Origin of the sequence: Nitratidesulfovibrio oxamicus (assembly GCF_015731765.1) — a bacterium.
GTDB lineage: Bacteria > Desulfobacterota > Desulfovibrionia > Desulfovibrionales > Desulfovibrionaceae > Cupidesulfovibrio > Cupidesulfovibrio oxamicus.
In genome coordinates, this window is sequence record NZ_VRYY01000343.1 from 1 (window position 1) to 15,288 (window position 15,288).

15 protein-coding genes are annotated in these 15,288 nt (G+C 68.1%); 9 read left to right on the plus strand and 6 right to left on the minus strand.

Translation table 11 applies throughout. The annotated features are described in order from the left end of the window. From FVW20_RS11775 to FVW20_RS11790, 4 genes are all read right to left on the minus strand, one after another. Nucleotides 1-1,074 (minus strand): GGDEF domain-containing protein (locus tag FVW20_RS11775; RefSeq protein WP_196609763.1); only part of this gene is annotated, 1,074 nt, incomplete at its 3' end. Beyond that, nucleotides 1,071-2,099, minus strand: a complete 1,029-nt coding sequence (locus FVW20_RS20075; RefSeq protein WP_372434990.1) for an HD-GYP domain-containing protein — start codon at nucleotides 2,097-2,099, stop codon at nucleotides 1,071-1,073. The genes FVW20_RS11775 and FVW20_RS20075, both read right to left, overlap by 4 nt. A gap of 290 nt (nucleotides 2,100-2,389) precedes the next feature. Further along, complete coding sequence (locus FVW20_RS11785; protein WP_196609765.1) at nucleotides 2,390-2,776, minus strand: Rid family detoxifying hydrolase; 387 nt, start codon at nucleotides 2,774-2,776, stop codon at nucleotides 2,390-2,392. A gap of 170 nt (nucleotides 2,777-2,946) precedes the next feature. Further along, the gene (locus FVW20_RS11790; RefSeq protein ID WP_196609766.1) at nucleotides 2,947-3,633 is read right to left on the minus strand and encodes a hypothetical protein; all 687 of its coding nucleotides are present in this window, start codon (nucleotides 3,631-3,633) and stop codon (nucleotides 2,947-2,949) included. A 206-nt stretch (nucleotides 3,634-3,839) separates the two neighbouring features. Here FVW20_RS11790 and FVW20_RS11795 point away from each other — a divergent pair, with 206 nt between their 5' ends. The 9 genes from FVW20_RS11795 (at nucleotide 3,840) to FVW20_RS11835 (ending at nucleotide 13,599) form a co-directional block, all read left to right on the plus strand. Beyond that, entirely contained in the window at nucleotides 3,840-5,252 is a 1,413-nt protein-coding gene (locus tag FVW20_RS11795) for a sigma-54-dependent transcriptional regulator (protein WP_196609767.1), read from the plus strand. A 499-nt stretch (nucleotides 5,253-5,751) separates the two neighbouring features. Further along, a complete protein-coding gene (locus FVW20_RS11800) occupies nucleotides 5,752-6,051 on the plus strand; it encodes a hypothetical protein (RefSeq protein ID WP_231039069.1) in 300 nt (99 codons plus the stop codon). A gap of 95 nt (nucleotides 6,052-6,146) precedes the next feature. Next, nucleotides 6,147-6,581 carry a hypothetical protein gene (locus tag FVW20_RS11805; RefSeq protein WP_196609768.1) on the plus strand — a complete coding sequence of 145 codons (435 nt, stop codon included), beginning with the start codon at nucleotides 6,147-6,149 and terminating at the stop codon, nucleotides 6,579-6,581. A 236-nt stretch (nucleotides 6,582-6,817) separates the two neighbouring features. Then, nucleotides 6,818-7,090, plus strand: coding sequence for a hypothetical protein (locus tag FVW20_RS11810; protein ID WP_196609769.1), 273 nt, complete (start codon nucleotides 6,818-6,820; stop codon nucleotides 7,088-7,090). A gap of 449 nt (nucleotides 7,091-7,539) precedes the next feature. Then, on the plus strand, nucleotides 7,540-8,829 hold the full coding sequence (locus tag FVW20_RS11815) for an ABC transporter permease (RefSeq protein ID WP_196609770.1): 1,290 nt from the start codon (nucleotides 7,540-7,542) through the stop codon (nucleotides 8,827-8,829). 1 nt (nucleotide 8,830) lies between these two features. Further along, nucleotides 8,831-9,649, plus strand: a complete 819-nt coding sequence (locus FVW20_RS11820; protein WP_196609771.1) for an ABC transporter ATP-binding protein — start codon at nucleotides 8,831-8,833, stop codon at nucleotides 9,647-9,649. 1 nt (nucleotide 9,650) lies between these two features. After that, a complete protein-coding gene (locus tag FVW20_RS11825) occupies nucleotides 9,651-10,574 on the plus strand; it encodes an MlaD family protein (protein ID WP_196609772.1) in 924 nt (307 codons plus the stop codon). A 116-nt stretch (nucleotides 10,575-10,690) separates the two neighbouring features. Then, nucleotides 10,691-11,314 carry an ABC-type transport auxiliary lipoprotein family protein gene (locus FVW20_RS11830; protein ID WP_231039070.1) on the plus strand — a complete coding sequence of 208 codons (624 nt, stop codon included), beginning with the start codon at nucleotides 10,691-10,693 and terminating at the stop codon, nucleotides 11,312-11,314. 239 nt (nucleotides 11,315-11,553) lie between these two features. Then, the gene (locus FVW20_RS11835) at nucleotides 11,554-13,599 is read left to right on the plus strand and encodes a methyl-accepting chemotaxis protein (protein WP_196609774.1); all 2,046 of its coding nucleotides are present in this window, start codon (nucleotides 11,554-11,556) and stop codon (nucleotides 13,597-13,599) included. 291 nt (nucleotides 13,600-13,890) lie between these two features. Here FVW20_RS11835 and cobI read toward each other — a convergent pair whose 3' ends face one another. Next, a complete protein-coding gene (cobI, locus tag FVW20_RS11840; protein ID WP_196609775.1) occupies nucleotides 13,891-14,670 on the minus strand; it encodes a precorrin-2 C(20)-methyltransferase in 780 nt (259 codons plus the stop codon). 71 nt (nucleotides 14,671-14,741) lie between these two features. Next, a partial coding sequence (locus tag FVW20_RS11845; RefSeq protein ID WP_196609776.1) for an ABC transporter substrate-binding protein occupies nucleotides 14,742-15,288 on the minus strand: 547 nt, incomplete at its 5' end.

A 15,288-nucleotide genomic window follows, 5' to 3' on the forward strand; every position in this document is an offset into this window, starting at 1 on the left:
ACCCTCGCCCGCGCAGGCGGCGTTGCCCGCGTCGGTCACCGGGGCCAGTTGGCAGGCGGCGTCGGCGCGGCCTTCGCCCTGCTGGCGATAGCGGGCAATGCCGATGCTCAGGGTGCAGCCGTGGTTCTGGCACTGGGAGAAGCGGTGGCGGATGCGCTCGGCCACGGCGCGCACGGAATTTTCGTCCGGGCAGGCGAACAGGATGCCGAACTCGTCGCCGCCGATGCGGCAGGGCGTATCGGTGCCCGCGCGCACCGCCTCGGCGATGACGTCGCCCAGCAGGCGCAGCAGATCGTCGCCCGCCGCGTGCCCGTGGGTGTCGTTGACGGCCTTGAAGCGGTCGCAGTCCACCAGCATCAGGTGGAAGGGGGGGCGCAGCCGGGCATCGGCGGCCAGTTCGGCCAGACGCCGTTCGAAGTGGCGGCGGTTGAACAGGCCGGTCAGCGCATCGCGCACGGCCAGTTCCTCCATGTGCCGGGCACGGCTGTCCGTGGCCTCCAGGCGGGCCATCAGGTGCCGTTCGCGGCTGGCCACCAGGTGGGCCATCCATTCCAGGTTGCGTTTCAGGCGCAACAGGTCGTGCTCGTCCTCCTGCTCGTTGGGCAGCGCCAGCGGGCGCGGCTGGCGTCCTTCGCGCAGGGCCAGGCAGAAGGTGTTGATCTCGCGGATGTCGCGCAGCAGCACGAAGCGGCAGACCAGCCCGGCCACGGGAATGCACAGCACCAGCGTGCCGGCCAGATACAGGGCCACGGCCAGAACCACGTCATCATAGATGCTCATGGGCAGTGCGCGGGGCAGGCCCGGCAACACGGCGCGCCCCTGCGATTCCAGATGGTGCAGCAGCACCCCGGCGGGCACCGCCACTACCAGGAACAGCGCGATGGCCAGCCGGGTGCGGGGGTTCAGCGCATCCACGCCGCGCCAGAAGGCCTCGATCAGGCGGCGCAGCCAGCGGGGGGCGCTCAGGGCCAGGCCCGGCCCGGAGACATTGTCCGTGGCGCGGGCGGCGCCTGTGGCCCCAACGGAATCGACCGGGTTGCGAGCGCCGGTATTGCAGGACGTCGTGTGGTTCATGCGGGCACCGGGATCAGCAGGCCGCGCGGCGTGGCGCGCCCGTCTTCCCACGTGTCTTCCCATGTGGCGCTCCGTGGGACGATGGTGTCATTGCGGCGGGCGGGGTCGGCAGTGCCCGCCGCGCCTGGGGTGGTGGGGGTAGCCGCCGGAGCGGCGGATGGTGCGGAGGGCAGGAGAGCGCCCGGTCCGTCCAGTCCGTCCGGTCCGTCCGGTCCGCCAGATACGGGCACGGCAGCCTGCGGCACCGCGCCATGGCGGCAGCAACTGGCCACGGCGATGGAGGCAAGGCCGCCCAGTTCGGACCTCGGCGGTTGCGGCGTGCTGAAGGCCCGGTACATCTCGTCGCGCACGGTGACGAAGGCCCGCACCACGGCAGGGTCGAACTGGCTGCCGGAGCAGCGCAGCAACTCCGCCTCGGCCTGTTCGAAATGCATGGCCGGGCGGTACGGGCGGTGCTGGAGCATGGCCGACAGGCTGTCCGCCAGGGCGATGATGCGTGCGCCAAGGGGTATGGCCTCGCCGTGCAGGCCGTGCGGGTAGCCCCTGCCGTCCCATCGTTCGTGGTGGTGCAGGATCATGGCGGCTACGCCTTCATCCGCAAGGTCCGCCACCGGGCTGACGATGCGCGCGCCGATGACCGGGTGGGCGCGCATGTGTTCCCATTCTTCGGGGGTCAGGGTGCCCGCCTTCAGCAGCACGGCGTCGGGCACGCCGATCTTGCCGATGTCGTGCAGGTGCCCGGCCACATGCACGCGGTCGGCATCCGCCGGAGAAAAATCCATGGCCCGCGCCAGCAGAAAGGCGGCCAGCGCCACTTCTTCCGAGTGCGAGCGGGTGTGGGCGTCCTTGGCATCTATGGCGTTGCCGAGGGATTCCGCGAACTGGTGCAGCAGGGTGCTCAGCATGGCCCGTCTCCGGCGCGGGTGAAAGCGGTTGCAGGCGCATACCGTCGGCACGGCTGGCCGGATGTCCGGCTTGCCGTTTCGAAGTTGAAAATCATTCTCATGGGCAGGGAATATCCCCATCCCCGTGGGAGGTCAATGGGGATGGGGTGGGAGAAATTCCGCTTGTCCGGAAAAAGTGGACTGTCCCGCAGGGAAGGCCCGTATTTTCCGGTGCGGGCAGGGGAAAGGGGGCGGAAACAATGGTATGGATGATGACCGGGGACGGACAGGCTGTTCTGGCGGGATCGGGAGCGGCGCCACGGGGGGGCCGGAAAGGGAACGAAACGCGGCGGCGCGCCCGGCCCGTCCCTGGGGATGGTGTCGGGCGCGCCGTGCATCGTGAACGCGCGGACAGGGGGCGCTCCGGCCCGTTACGGCAGGTCGATGATGGCCTCGATCTCGATGTTCGAACCCAGCGGCAGCGCGGCCACCTGGATGGTGGAGCGCGCCGGGAAGGGCGCGGTGAAGAATTCGCCGTAGGCGGCGTTCATGGCCGCAAAGTCGGCCAGGTCGGTGAGGAACACGGTGACCTTGACCACCCGGTCAAGGTCGGCGCCGGCGGCCTGGGCCACGGCCTGCACGTTGCGCAGGCACTGGCGGGCGCGCGCGCCCATGTCGCCTTCCACGAAGGTGCCGGTGGACGGGTCCACGGGCAGTTGGCCAGATACGAACAGCAGCCCCCCGCAGGCAAGGCCGGGGGAATAGGGGGCGACCGGGGCGGGGGCGCCGGCGGGGATGATGGCGGTGCGTTGGGCCATTGGCGTGCTCCTGCGATGCGGGGTGTAGGAAAGGTTCCGGCGGCAGTCCGTCGGGTGCACGGTGGGACGAAGACGCAGCGTAGCCGCGTGGCCGCGTGCTTGTAAAGGTGCCGCAACGGGCACCGCGCACGGCAGGGGAGGGTTGCCGCGCGCGGCAACGCGGCGGGAGGCTACTTCTTGCCCTTGCCCTTTGCCTTGCCGTCATGCGGGTAGTCGTCGCTCCCCTTTCCACCCTTGTCGTGCTTGTCGTCGTGCCTGGAGCCCTTTCCGTCGCGGTCCCCGTCGTGCCTGTCCTGCCTGTCCTGCCTGTCCTGCCTGTCCTGCCTGTCCTGCCTGTCGTGCCTGTCGTGCCTGTCGTGTCGGTCGCGATAGTAGTCGCGGGACAGGTCGCGGTCGTCGTCGCGGTTCCAGCCGCCCTTCTTGCCCTTGGAATGCCCCACTCCCAGCGAACCGGGGTGCGCTCCCGCCTCCTTGGCCACCTGTCCCCAGCCCATGCCCGATTCGCGCATGGCCCGGATGCGCGAGGGCGACATGCCCGATTCGCGCGACAGGTTTTCGATGCGGGCGTCTTCCAGCTTGTATTCGGCATCGCGCCAGTCCCGCTCGTAGCGCGAAATGGCGTTGCGGTCGCCAGAGGAGCGAACGCGGTCATAGGCGTCGCGCGCCCGGTCGGCCTGGCGCATGGCGTCGTCCACGGCCCCGATGATGGAATCCGCATCGGCGGCATGCGTCGGTCGCGTCATGCCGGGCGCAAGGGCAGCTGCCAGCAGCGCCAGCAGCAGGGTGACCGGCAGCAGGCGCCGGCGGGCAAGCATGGCGACGGCAAAACGGCGTCCGGGGAAGTTGCGAGAGAACATACGAACCTCCTAAGTCTTGTGGCCGGGCACGGTGGAACCCCAGCGTCCGCCGTGCCGTATCCGGATTTTCCATTAATGCAGCCTATGAATTCCCAATGGAAATGTAAAGAAATGCACAGTACGCGTCGGGATGAACGCGCGGCGCCCCGTCGCGGGGGTTGCGCTCCGGCCCGGCTTCCCATAGGCGAAGGGGCAACGAGGACCGCATGAAATACCTGCTCGCCGTCACCCCGCACGAAGACGCCCTGCACGTGCTGCGCGCCAGCTTTTCCGGCGACGTCACGGTCATTCCCTGCCGAACCCGGGCCGAGGCGCTGGCCCAGGCAACCGGTCGCGCGCTGGACATGGTGATGATCGACCTCGGCCTGCTGCTGGAAGGACGCGAGCCCTCGCGCCGCGTGCTGCACGAGGCGGTGTGGGAAGTGAAGCGCCGGGTGCCCTCCGCCGAGATCATCGTGCTTGCCGACGCCGATGCCGTGCGCCACGCCGTGGACGCGGTGCAGGCCGGGGCCGGGAGCTACCTGCCGTATCCCCTGCTGGAAGAGGAAGTACGCCTCGTCGCCCAGAAGCTGCATGAATCGGCGCTGGTGCGTTCGGAACTGGACTACCTGCGCGACCGCCACTGGGCGGGCGACGGGGTGGATCTGGCCCACACCAACAGCCCGCGCATGCGCGAGGTGTTCGACAAGGTGCGGCTGGTGGCGGGTACGCGCAGCACCGTACTGCTTACGGGCGAGACGGGCACCGGCAAGAGCCTCATCGCCCGGCTCATCCACAACCACAGCAACCGTCGCACGCGGCGGTTCATCAGCGTGCACTGCGGGGCCATTCCCGACACGCTGATCGAAAGCGAACTGTTCGGCCACGAGAAGGGCGCCTTTACCGGCGCGGTGCGCAAGAAGCCGGGCAAGTTCGAAATTGCCGAGGGCGGCACCATCTTTCTGGACGAAATCGGCACCGTCAGCCAGTCGGCCCAGATCAAGCTGCTGGGCGTGCTGCAGGACCGGGCCTACCAGCGGGTGGGGGGCGAGGCGGTGCTGCGGGCCGACGTGCGCGTCATCGCCGCCACCAACGAGGATCTGGCCGCGCTGTGCGCGCAGGGGCGCTTTCGGCGCGACCTGTACTACCGGCTCAACGTGTTTCCCGTGGACGTGCCGCCCCTGCGCGAACGCAAGGAAGACCTGCTGCTGCTGGCCGAGTTGTTCGTGCGCCGCTACAACGCCCAGATGGTCAAGGACATCCGGTCCATCCATCCGGAGGTCATCGACGCCTTCATGGGCTACGACTGGCCGGGCAACGTGCGCGAACTGGAAAACCTCATCGAGCGGGCCTGCATTCTGGAAAGCGGCACCGTGCTGACGCCGGACAGCTTTCCGGCGGAATTCTTCGGTCCCGGCGGCGGTGGGCGGCTGGCGACGGTGGACACCACCCTGCCCCTGGCCGAGGCCCGCCGCCGCTCGGTGGACGTGTTCGAACGGGCCTACCTGGAGCGGGCGCTGGCCCAGTGCGGGGGCAGCGTGCAACGCACCGCCGCGCTGGCCGGGGTGACCACCCGGCAGTTGCACAAGCTGATGACCCGGCACGGGCTGCGCAAGGAAGACTACAAGCTGCACGGCTAGAGCCGCCTGGTTTGAAAGCCCCCTGCAGATTTCGGAATGCCGGTCATGTCCGGCATGGAGCGCGCCGATGGTGGAAAAAGGTCCGCCATGGGCGCGCAGTGCTTTGAACTGGCAGTTCTAAAAAGAACTAAAAGTTCCTTTTTTATTTTTCAGGAACTAAAAGTTCTTATTGTTGTTTGTTATCTTTACATACAGCATGTTATAGAAGTGCGATGCGACATGCGATGGCAGGTTAGGGCGTATTCCGTGGTGTTGTGATCACACAACCTGCAAAAAAAGGAATTCATGATTCCTGTTTTTTGCGTTCCTATACAAAAAATCTAGAAAGAGCGCCAACTTGTCGCTATGGCGCGGAAAATGCTCAGCTTTAGGCATGGATTTCCGGCAATACCCGCACAAGGGCGCGAGCGCCACGGATTCTGTGGCTGCCACGCCCCGGCAATTGGCTTGCGACCCGCCCGGCGGGCTTCCCGAGGGCTTCGGGAGGCCCGCCGACGCCATGGGTGGTGCAGGCATCCCGGCCCGGGCGGCGCAAGGCACGCAAGGGCGGGAAGGCGAGTCGCTGGTGTCCGTTGCCGGGTATGTGTTGCCGGACGCCTGGGGCAAGGATTTCGAGGTTGCCGGGGTGCTCATTGCCGATGACCGCGAGCGCGAACTGGTGGTAGGCAACGTGGCGGAGCATCCGGAATTGCTGGGCCTGTGCCGCCGCAAGGTGACGGCCACGGGCTGGCTGGCTGCGCGCGACGGGCGGCTGCTGTTCACGGTGCGTGATTTCGCGGTGGTGGACGCGGCGGAATAATGTTGTCGACGAGCGCGCCGGGCACGAAGCTTCGGGGCGCAAGGATGGCATGCAGGGGCGGGGCAAGGACAGTGCGCAAGGAAGAGGGCAGGATCATGAAGGCGCGGATACAGGAAGGGGTGCGCGGCGCGGCGGCGTCTGCGCGGTGCGGGCTGCGGCCGCTGGTGACGGCGTTGCTGCTGGTGCTGCTGGCAAACTGGATGCTTGCGGGAACGGCGGCCCACGCCACGGGCATGACCATGGGGCCGGAAACCCCCGAAGTGGTGGTGACCGGCGTGGTGGTGGTCACCGATGACGGCCCGCTGCTGGAAACCATGGACGACCGCATCTTTCTGCTGCGGGGCGTCACCGACCTGGAACTGGACGGGCTGGAAGTGGTGGTGACGGGCGTTGCCAGCCAGATAGAGGACGGCTACTTCACCCTTGACGTCACCGGGTACTCGGTGGTGGACGAGGACAACGGGGAATCCGCGCCGCAGGCTTCACACCTGTACGGCGTGGATACGGCGGACCTGGGCAGGCGTATCTAGCCCCGCGAAGCCTGCGTGACGGAATCCGGGCTGACACTGCACGGCGGCCCTCTGCGCATGAAAAGTGCTGTTCTCAGCCCGCTGAAATTACGCATGTTTTTTTGGCCTGGAAAAAAATTGCACATCATGCACCGCCAAACACTTGCGTTTTTGGGAAAGGGGTAATATTCCGCAGTGTTGTGTGGGGCCGAAAGGCGGACCCTTTCCTGTTCGCGCGAGAACCACTTGTGAATACCATGGAAGGCATCAGGACTGTTCAGGGGTACATCGTGCCGCTCACCCTGAAGGGGCACGACGACATGGCCGCCAAGGTGGCCGTGTCTGCTGGCGATACTGAGTTCCACATCGTCCCGCGTGGTGCCGGGGCCGACCTTGCGGCGCACATCAATGCCCACGTGGAAGTCGTGGGCGTGGTGCGCGAAAAGGATGGCGAGTTGCTGTTGCAGGTGCGCAGTTACAAGCTCACCGACGGCTACGAGCACGAGTGGTACGACGACGACGTGGAATAGCCGCCGCCGGATGACCACGGGCGGATAGACACGGTCGGATGGCCACGACCGGATAACCGCCGGGCAGGCAGCGTCTGCCGGGCATTGTCTGGCTGCCGCCGTCCGGTTGCCGCTGTCCGGGCATCACCGTCGGGAAGTACATGCCGCGCGCGGGCTCTGGCCGCGCGGTTCTTCGCGCTGGTCACGCCTTTCGCGCGCGTCCTGCCGCCGCCGCATTCCTTCCTTTTCCCTTGCGTGCCTTTTCAGCCTGCCGCGTTTAGCGGTCAGTACGCAGCCGTGTCTGCGGTCACGCGCCTGCTGCCGCCCGCGCTCGCGCATGCACGCGCGCCCTCGGCGCAGCAACGGGGATCGGGGTTCCGGTCAGGCCCGGCTTCCCCCTTGCGGCCTTTTTCGGACTGGCCGCGTCCGGTGCCCTTGGCGCGGTCCATGGGGCGTGGTAGATTGCCTGAATGCGCGAAACCGTTCCCCCGTTCCGAGAACCCACCCTCAAGGGTGATTACCGGCGCCCCGACCCGGACGCCCACGCCGGACCCCACGAGCCCGGGCTGGACTGCACGCCCGCCGCGTCGTGCGTGGAGCCCGACCAGCCTGACGGTGCGGACGGGGCGGACGGGGGTGCTCGCGAACTGGTGCTCACCTTTTCCGGCGCGTGGGACGTGGCCTCCATCGGTCGCATGACCGCCCGGCTGCTGCACCGTTGCGCCGAGGTGGGCAACGCCTGCGCGGTGCCGGGCGATGCCCCCGTGGTGCACCTGGACCTTGCCGAGGTGAGCCGCCTGGATACCGCCGGAGCGCAACTGCTCTGCCGGTCCGCCGCCAGCATGGCGGCGGCGGGGGCGCACGTGGTGTGGCATGTGCCAGATCATGGCCAGTCCATGCTGCTGGACCGGGTGCGGGCCATCGACATTTCCGCGGTGCCGCGCGCGCGCCGGGTATCCCCGGTGCTGGGCGCGCTCAACGCCATCGGCGCATCCATCGTCGAGGAACTGGAGCAGGTTCGTTCCATCATCGGCTTCCTGGGCATGTTCCTGGTCTCGCTGGCGGCAGCCGTGGCCCGGCCATGGCGGCTGCGCTGGGTGTCCATCGTGCACCACATGGAGCAGACCGGCATCCAGGCCGTGCCCATCGTGGCCCTGCTCACCTTTCTCATCGGGCTGGTCACCGCGTACATGGGGTCGGAGCAGTTCACCCGCTTCGGGGCGCAGGTGTTCGTGGTGAACCTGATAGAGGTTTCCACCCTGCGCGAACTGGGCGTGCTGCTGACGGCGCTCATCGTGGCGGGGCGTTCCGGCTCGTCGTTCACCGCCCAGATCGGGGCCATGGTGGCCAACGAAGAAGTGGACGCCATGCGCTCCATGGGGCTGGACCCCATGGAGGTGCTGGTGATTCCCCGCGTGGTGGCCCTGGTGCTGATGCTGCCTGTGCTCACCTTCATCGCCGATTTCATGGGCGTGCTGGGGGGGGGCATCGCCTCGTGGCTGTCGCTGGGCATCTCGCCCGGCGCGTTCGCCGTGCGCTTCCTGGAGATCACCCGGCTGGCCAACTTCGTCACCGGGCTGGTCAAGGCGCCGTTCTTTGCGCTGATCATCGGCATCGTGGGATGCTTCCAGGGCTTTCGGGTGACCGGCAGCGCGGAATCGGTGGGACGGCTGACCACCCAGGCGGTGGTGGAGTCGATCTTCCTGGTCATCGTGGCCAACGCGGGCTTCGCCATCCTGTTCATGTCGCTGGGGGTGTAGGGTGACGGGCACGCCCATCATCTCGCTGCGGGGCATTGCCAACCGCTTCGGCACGGTGACTGTGCACGAGAACCTGGACCTGGACGTGCGCCCCGGCGAGGTGCTGGGGCTCATCGGCGGATCGGGTTCCGGCAAGTCGGTGCTGCTGCGCACCATCCTCGGCCTGCGTCGCCCCCAGGCGGGCGAGGTGCGCGTGCTGGGGGTGGACATCACCCATTCCGACGAGGCCGCTCGCCGCGCCGTGCGCCGCCAGTGGGGGGTGTTGTTCCAGGACGGGGCGCTGTTCTCGTCGCTGTCGGTCATCGAGAACATCAAGGTGCCCCTGCGCGAGTTCACCAACCTGCCGCCCGACGCCATGGACGACGTGGCCGCCCTGAAGCTGCGCATGGTGGGCCTGGCGCCGGAGGCGGCGCTGAAATACCCGTCCGAGCTTTCCGGCGGCATGCGCAAGCGCGCGGGGCTTGCCCGCGCCCTGGTCATGGACCCGGCGGTGGTGTTTCTGGATGAACCCACGGCGGGCCTGGACCCCATCGGCGCCGCGGCCTTCGACGCGCTGATCGCGGATCTGCGCGACGCGCTTGGGCTTACCGTGGTCATGATCACCCATGATCTCGACTCGCTGTACGCCGTGTGCGACAGGGTGGCCGTGCTGGCGGAAAAGCGCATCTACGCCGTGGGCACCATTCAGGAATTGCTGCGGGTGGACCACCCGTGGCTGCGCGAATACTTCACGGGGCCGCGCGGACGCGTGGCCGCCGGGGTGTCCGGCCCTGCGGGCCGGGACGCCCATGCCGGGCAGACCCCCGCCCAAGGGAGATGACATGGAGATCAGGGCAAGCTACGTGCTGGTCGGGGTATTCACGCTGATGGCCGTGGTGGGGGCGCTGGCCTTCATCCTGTGGACGGCGGGACGCGGCAGCGGCGTGGACCTTGTGCAGTACGACATCAATTTCACGGGGCACGTTTCCGGCCTCAGCGTGGCCAACGACGTGCTGTTCAACGGGGTGAAGGTGGGGTCGGTGAAGGCCATCACCATCAGCCCTACCGACCCTGGCCGGGTCAAGGTGCGCATCGAGATCGCGGCCAACACCCCCGTGCGCGACGACTCCATGGCTTCGCTCGAGGCGCGCGGCATCACCGGCGTGACCGTGGTGCAGATTTCCGGCGGCACGGCCACCAGCCCGCTGCTCAAGCCGCAACCCGGCGAAGATGTGGCGGTGATCCCCGCCCAGCTTTCGCGGCTGGAGGCCCTGTTCGCCGGGCTGCCCGCCGTGGTTTCCGACAGCCGCGAACTCATCCAGCGCATCGCGGGCATGGCCGACGACGAGAATCGCCGGGCGCTGGCGCAGACGCTGCAATCGCTGGACGTGCTCTCTGCGCGGCTGGCCGCCCGGGCCGATGCCATGGACCGCATCATTGGCAACCTGGACGTGACCACCCGGCGCCTGGCCAACGCATCCGCCGGGCTGGAGGGCGCCACCATCGACATGCGCGACTACCTGCGCACCGACCTGCGCGAATCCACCCGCGCCGTGGGCGACATGGCCCGGCGCATGGACGGCATGGTGGCGCGCGCCGAGCCGGGCGTGACCAAGTTTTCGGGTGAGGGGCTGGAAGACATGCGCCGCCTGTTGGCCGAGGCCCGCCAACTGGTGGGCACGCTGGATCGGCTGGCCCACAAGGTGGAAAGCGACCCCCGCCGCTTCCTGTTCGGCAACCCCGTACCGGAGTATGATGCCCGATGATGTCCGCCCCCGCTCCGTGCCCGTCCGCATCGCGTGCCCTTGTTCATCGCGCAGCCGCATCGCCTGCGCCGAGCCCGGGGGCCATTGGTCCCGCCCTTCGAAAGCACCGGATCCGGTTGCTGCTCCTCGCCCTGCTGCTCGCCCTGTTGCTGGCCGTGCTGCCCGGCTGTGCACGCATACTGGACCCCGGCCCAGCGCCCATCCATCTGCTGCTGGACCCACCCATGCCCACCCCCGGCGCGGCCGGCGCCTTGCCCCTGCAACTGGCCGTCTCCCTGCCGGAAACCAGCCGCATGCTGGATACCGACCGCATCGTGCTGGTGCTGGGTGGGGACAGGGGGCGCGAGGTGCGCTACTACGCGGGGGCCAAGTGGACCAGCCCAGTCCCGCGCCTGGTGCAGCGGCTGCTGGTGGAAGCCTTCGAGCGTGTCGGGCGGCTGGACGGCGCGGCGGAGGAATCGGCAGGCATCTACCCGGACTACCGGCTGATGAGCGACTTGCGCCGCTTCAATACCCGCATGGGTGACGGCTCTGCCCCAACGATCGAGGTGGAACTTGCCCTGCGCCTGGTGGACCTGAAGACCGGGCGCATCGTGGCCTTTACCGCCATCGGGAGTGATTGCCCCGCCGCGGGGCCTGCCCTGCCGCAGGTGGCCGAAGCCTTCGAGACGGCCATGGGCGACGTGCTGGCACGTGCCACGGCATGGAGCCTGGAGGCCCTGGCCGCCCCCCGTTCCTGACGCGACGTGCGGCGTGCCCGGCGTCTGCGTTGGTGCCGTCGTTGCCGCCGGGCTGATCGCCCTCGCCTTTTCTTTCCCCCGCAATGTTTCGGGGCCGGACACGTCCGGCCCCGCTGCTTTTTCCGCGCTGTATTTTCAGCGGTGCGGGGCTATCGCCAGCCAGGGTGTCGTGCTATATTGATACTGTCACATTAAAATGTGCCGCCTTCGGGGGAGGGTTGCAACAGGCGAGGTGCTCCATGGGCTGGAATCTTCGCAACCGTTTCCTCGTGCCAACGCTCGGGTTGGTGCTTGTCGGCATGGTCGTGTCCTCGTGGCTGGCGTATTCGGTGTCGGAGGACGCCCTGCACCAGGCCATCAATGCCCAGTCGGAAATGATGGTCCGCGCTGCCGCGGGCGAACTGGGCAGACGTGTTCAGGACCAGCGCGAGGACATCGCCACCCAGGCCATGCGCAACGTGCTGGTGGACGTGCTGCGGGTGCCGCCGGGCGGCGACAGGGCCGCCGTGGTGCGGCGAGCCAACGAGGCCTTGCGTCAGGTGGTGGCCACCTACGACGTGTACCAGGTGGTCAACGTGCTGGGGCCGGACGGCGTCGTTGCGGCCAGCAATCTGGACGCATCGGTCGGCAAGGAAAACCGTGCGAGCCGCGACTACTTCAAGCGCGGCATGCAGGGCGAGGCCACCGTGTCCGAGCCGCTCATGAGCATGACCACCAACACGCCCGTGGTCGTGCTGGCAGTGCCCATCAAGGTGGACGGCAAGGTGGCGGGCGTGTTGTACGGTGCGGTGGACCTTGGCAGGTACGCAAAGGAATTCATCAATCCCATCAAGATCGGCAAGACGGGCTACGCCTTTCTGGTGGCGGGCAACGGCAAGGTCATCGCCCACCCCGATCCTTCGCTGATCCTCAAGACCGACATCAGCGAACTGGACTGGGGCAAGCGGGTGCTGGCGCAGCGTACGGGCAGCATCGCCTATCCATGGCAGGGCATTACAAAGTATGCGTACTTCATGGAGGAACCGTCCACGAAATGGATCATGTGCGTCACCGTGGACGAAAGCGACGTCAGCGACCCGGTGGCCGCCATCCGCAACGTGAGCGTGGCCGCCACCACGATCATCCTGGTGCTGGTGGGGACGGTGATCTTTCTTATCGTGCGCAACCTCGTGAACGCGCTGGGCAAGGGTGTGGAATTCGCCAGCGCCGTGGCCGAGGGCGATCTTTCGCGGCAGTTGGACGTGGCCCGTTCCGACGAGATCGGCACGCTGGCCAACGCCTTGCGCACCATGGTGGACCGGTTGAAGGACATGATCGCCACCTCGGAACAGAAGACCCGCGAGGCAGAGGAACAGGGGGCGCAGGCCCGGCAGGCCATGGCCGAGGCCGAGTCCGCCCGTGCCGAGGCGGAGCGCGCCAAGAGCGAGGGCATGCAGCAGGCTGCCGCGCGGCTGGAGGTGATCGTGGATCGTGTGGGTTCCGCGTCCGAGGAACTGGCCGCCCAGATCGAGCAGGCGAGTCGGGGCGCCGACGTGCAGCGCGAGCGCACCGGAGAGACCGCCACGGCCATGGAAGAGATGAATTCCACGGTCATGGAGGTGGCCCGCAACGCCTCGTCCGCAGCGGACAACGCGGAAAAGGCCCGTCGTCAGGCGGAAGACGGCGAGGGCATCGTGCGTTCGGTGGTGGAAGCCATCGAGGACGTCAACGACAAGGCCGCCCTGCTGCGGGGCAGCCTGCATGAACTGGGCGACCGGGCCGAATCCATCGGGCATATCCTGAATGTGATCAGCGACATTGCCGACCAGACCAACCTGCTGGCCCTGAACGCCGCCATCGAGGCGGCGCGGGCAGGCGATGCCGGGCGCGGCTTTGCCGTGGTGGCCGACGAGGTGCGCAAGCTGGCCGAAAAGACCATGAACGCCACGCGCGAGGTGGGTGACGCGGTGCGGGCCATCCAGGGATCGTCGCGCGAGAACGTGCGAGGCATGGAAGAGGCGTCCATGTCCGTGGGCCGCAGTACCGAACTTGCCACCATGGCCGGGGATTCCCTGCGGGTGATCGTGGACGTGGTGCAGGAAACCGCCGACCGGGTGCGGGCCATCGCCACGGCGGCGGAAGAGCAGTCCGCCGCCAGCGAGGAAATCAACCGGGGCACGGACGAGGTGAACCGGATTGCGGCGGAGACGGCGGAGGTCATGGAACAGTCGTCGCAGGCCGTGGCCGAACTCGCCCGCATGGGGCAGGAGTTGCGGCAACTGGTGGAGCAGTTGAAGCGAGGGTAGGGCGCGCAGTCTTCATATATATGGATGCAAGGGGACGGGCCGTCCGGCGATGCCGGGCGGCCCGTTGGTGTGTGCGGCGTGCGGGAGAGGAAGGAAAAGGCAGGGGAATGGGAAAGGGAAGCCGGGGGCGCAGGGTGCGCGAGGAACCCGGGTGACGGGGCGGGCGGTAATGCGGAGGGGCAGGCGGAATCGAAGTTGGCCGGCGTTGCCCGTTTTGCACAGACAAGGGCCGCCCGCGGGAAACGGGCGGCCCTTCGGCGTTGTCGGAAAGGGGATGGGAGCCGGGAGGGGCTACGCCTCGCCGGTATCGTCGCCGGAATCGTCACCGGTACGGGCCTTGGGCACCAGCAGCAGGGTGAGGTAGTGCGGTGCATCAGGGGCATCGGCCAGGGAGGGGGCGATGACCTCGCCCGGCAGCCCCAGGCGGGAGACGAATACCGCCTGTTCCGCGGAACCCTGATCGGCAAGCACCCGGCGGATTTCCGGAAACTTGCGGTACGCCTTCAGGATCACGGCGTTGTCCGCGCCCGCCACGTCGGCGGCCAGTTTGTCCGTGCCGTTCACGCCGGGCACCAGCAGCAGGGTTTCATCCGCCTCGCACAGGATGGTGCGGGTGCGGGCAGCCGCCGCCTGGTACGAGGTGACGCCCGGCACCACCTGCACCGCGTCGTCGGGCAGGTCCGGGGCCACCCGGCGCAGGGTGCGCAACAGGTAGCCGAAGGTGGAATAGATCAGCGGGTCGCCCAGGGTCAGGAAGGCTGCGTCGTCGCCCTTGCGCAGGGTGTCGGCCACCGCGCGGGCATTGGCCTCCCACGCTGCCGCCAGGGCGGCCTTGTCGCGGGTCATGGGAAACCCCAGCGTCTCGATGCGCACGTCGGCGGGCAGGTGGGGACGGGCGATGTCCAGCGCCACCGAATAGTCGTTGCGCGTGGACGAGGCGGCAAACACCACGTGCACCCGCGACAGGGCGTTGGCGGCGCGCAGGGTCAGCAGATCCGGCTCGCCGGGGCCGACGCCGATGCCGAACAGGGTGCCGCAGGCGGGCCGGGGCGTATCATTGAAGGCGGGCATGAAAAACCTCTTGGGGATAGGACGCGGTCGGTACGGACAGGACAGGTCATGGGGCCGGGCAAGCCGCGGGTTCAGGGGACAGTCTGCTTGTGGTCGGTCGCGGGTGTGGCCGGAGTGGTGCCCCATACATCGGGGTGCAGGTAGCGGGCAAGTTCCTCCACGGCGTCCACGGCGCGGGGGCCGGGGCGGGAATACCGGGCCTCGTCCACTTCGAGCACGCGGCCATTCCGGACGGCGGACAGGGTTGCGTAGTGGGGCCGCGTGGCGGGCGGTTCCGGATCCGGGTTCATGGGACCGCGTTGCAGCAGATAGACGGCAGGGTCGAGCCGCAGCAACTCCTCTTCGCTCAGGCGGGCCACCCGACCTTCGGCGGTGACGCAGTTGCGGCCCCCGGCGCGGGCGATGATGTCGGTGACGATGGAATCGGCCCCGGCGGCCAGCAGGTTGGGGTGGCGCACCTCGAAGAATACGGCAGGCGGGGTGCGATCCGCCACCCGCGCGGCCACTGCGTCCAGCCGGGCGCGCAGGGCCGTTTCCAGTGCGGCGGCGCGTTGCGGCTCGCCAGCCAGGGCGCCTACCCTGCGCAGCACGCCGAACAGCTCGTCGAACGATCCCACC

Bases quoted from the DNA above. Each gene is read 5' to 3' on its own strand.
- FVW20_RS11800 (WP_231039069.1), top strand. From the start codon at position 5,752: ATGGGTGGTGCAGGCATCCCGGCCCGGGCGGCGCAAGGCACGCAAGGG.
- FVW20_RS11805 (WP_196609768.1), top strand. From the start codon at position 6,147: ATGAAGGCGCGGATACAGGAAGGGGTGCGCGGCGCGGCGGCGTCTGCG.
- FVW20_RS11810 (WP_196609769.1), top strand. From the start codon at position 6,818: ATGGAAGGCATCAGGACTGTTCAGGGGTACATCGTGCCGCTCACCCTG.
- FVW20_RS11825 (WP_196609772.1), top strand. From the start codon at position 9,651: ATGGAGATCAGGGCAAGCTACGTGCTGGTCGGGGTATTCACGCTGATG.
- cobI (WP_196609775.1), bottom strand. From the start codon at position 14,670: ATGCCCGCCTTCAATGATACGCCCCGGCCCGCCTGCGGCACCCTGTTC.
- FVW20_RS11815 (WP_196609770.1), top strand. From the start codon at position 7,540: ATGCGCGAAACCGTTCCCCCGTTCCGAGAACCCACCCTCAAGGGTGAT.
- FVW20_RS11785 (WP_196609765.1), bottom strand. From the start codon at position 2,776: ATGGCCCAACGCACCGCCATCATCCCCGCCGGCGCCCCCGCCCCGGTC.
- FVW20_RS20075 (WP_372434990.1), bottom strand. From the start codon at position 2,099: ATGGGGATATTCCCTGCCCATGAGAATGATTTTCAACTTCGAAACGGC.
- FVW20_RS11790 (WP_196609766.1), bottom strand. From the start codon at position 3,633: ATGTTCTCTCGCAACTTCCCCGGACGCCGTTTTGCCGTCGCCATGCTT.
- FVW20_RS11835 (WP_196609774.1), top strand. From the start codon at position 11,554: ATGGGCTGGAATCTTCGCAACCGTTTCCTCGTGCCAACGCTCGGGTTG.
- FVW20_RS11795 (WP_196609767.1), top strand. From the start codon at position 3,840: ATGAAATACCTGCTCGCCGTCACCCCGCACGAAGACGCCCTGCACGTG.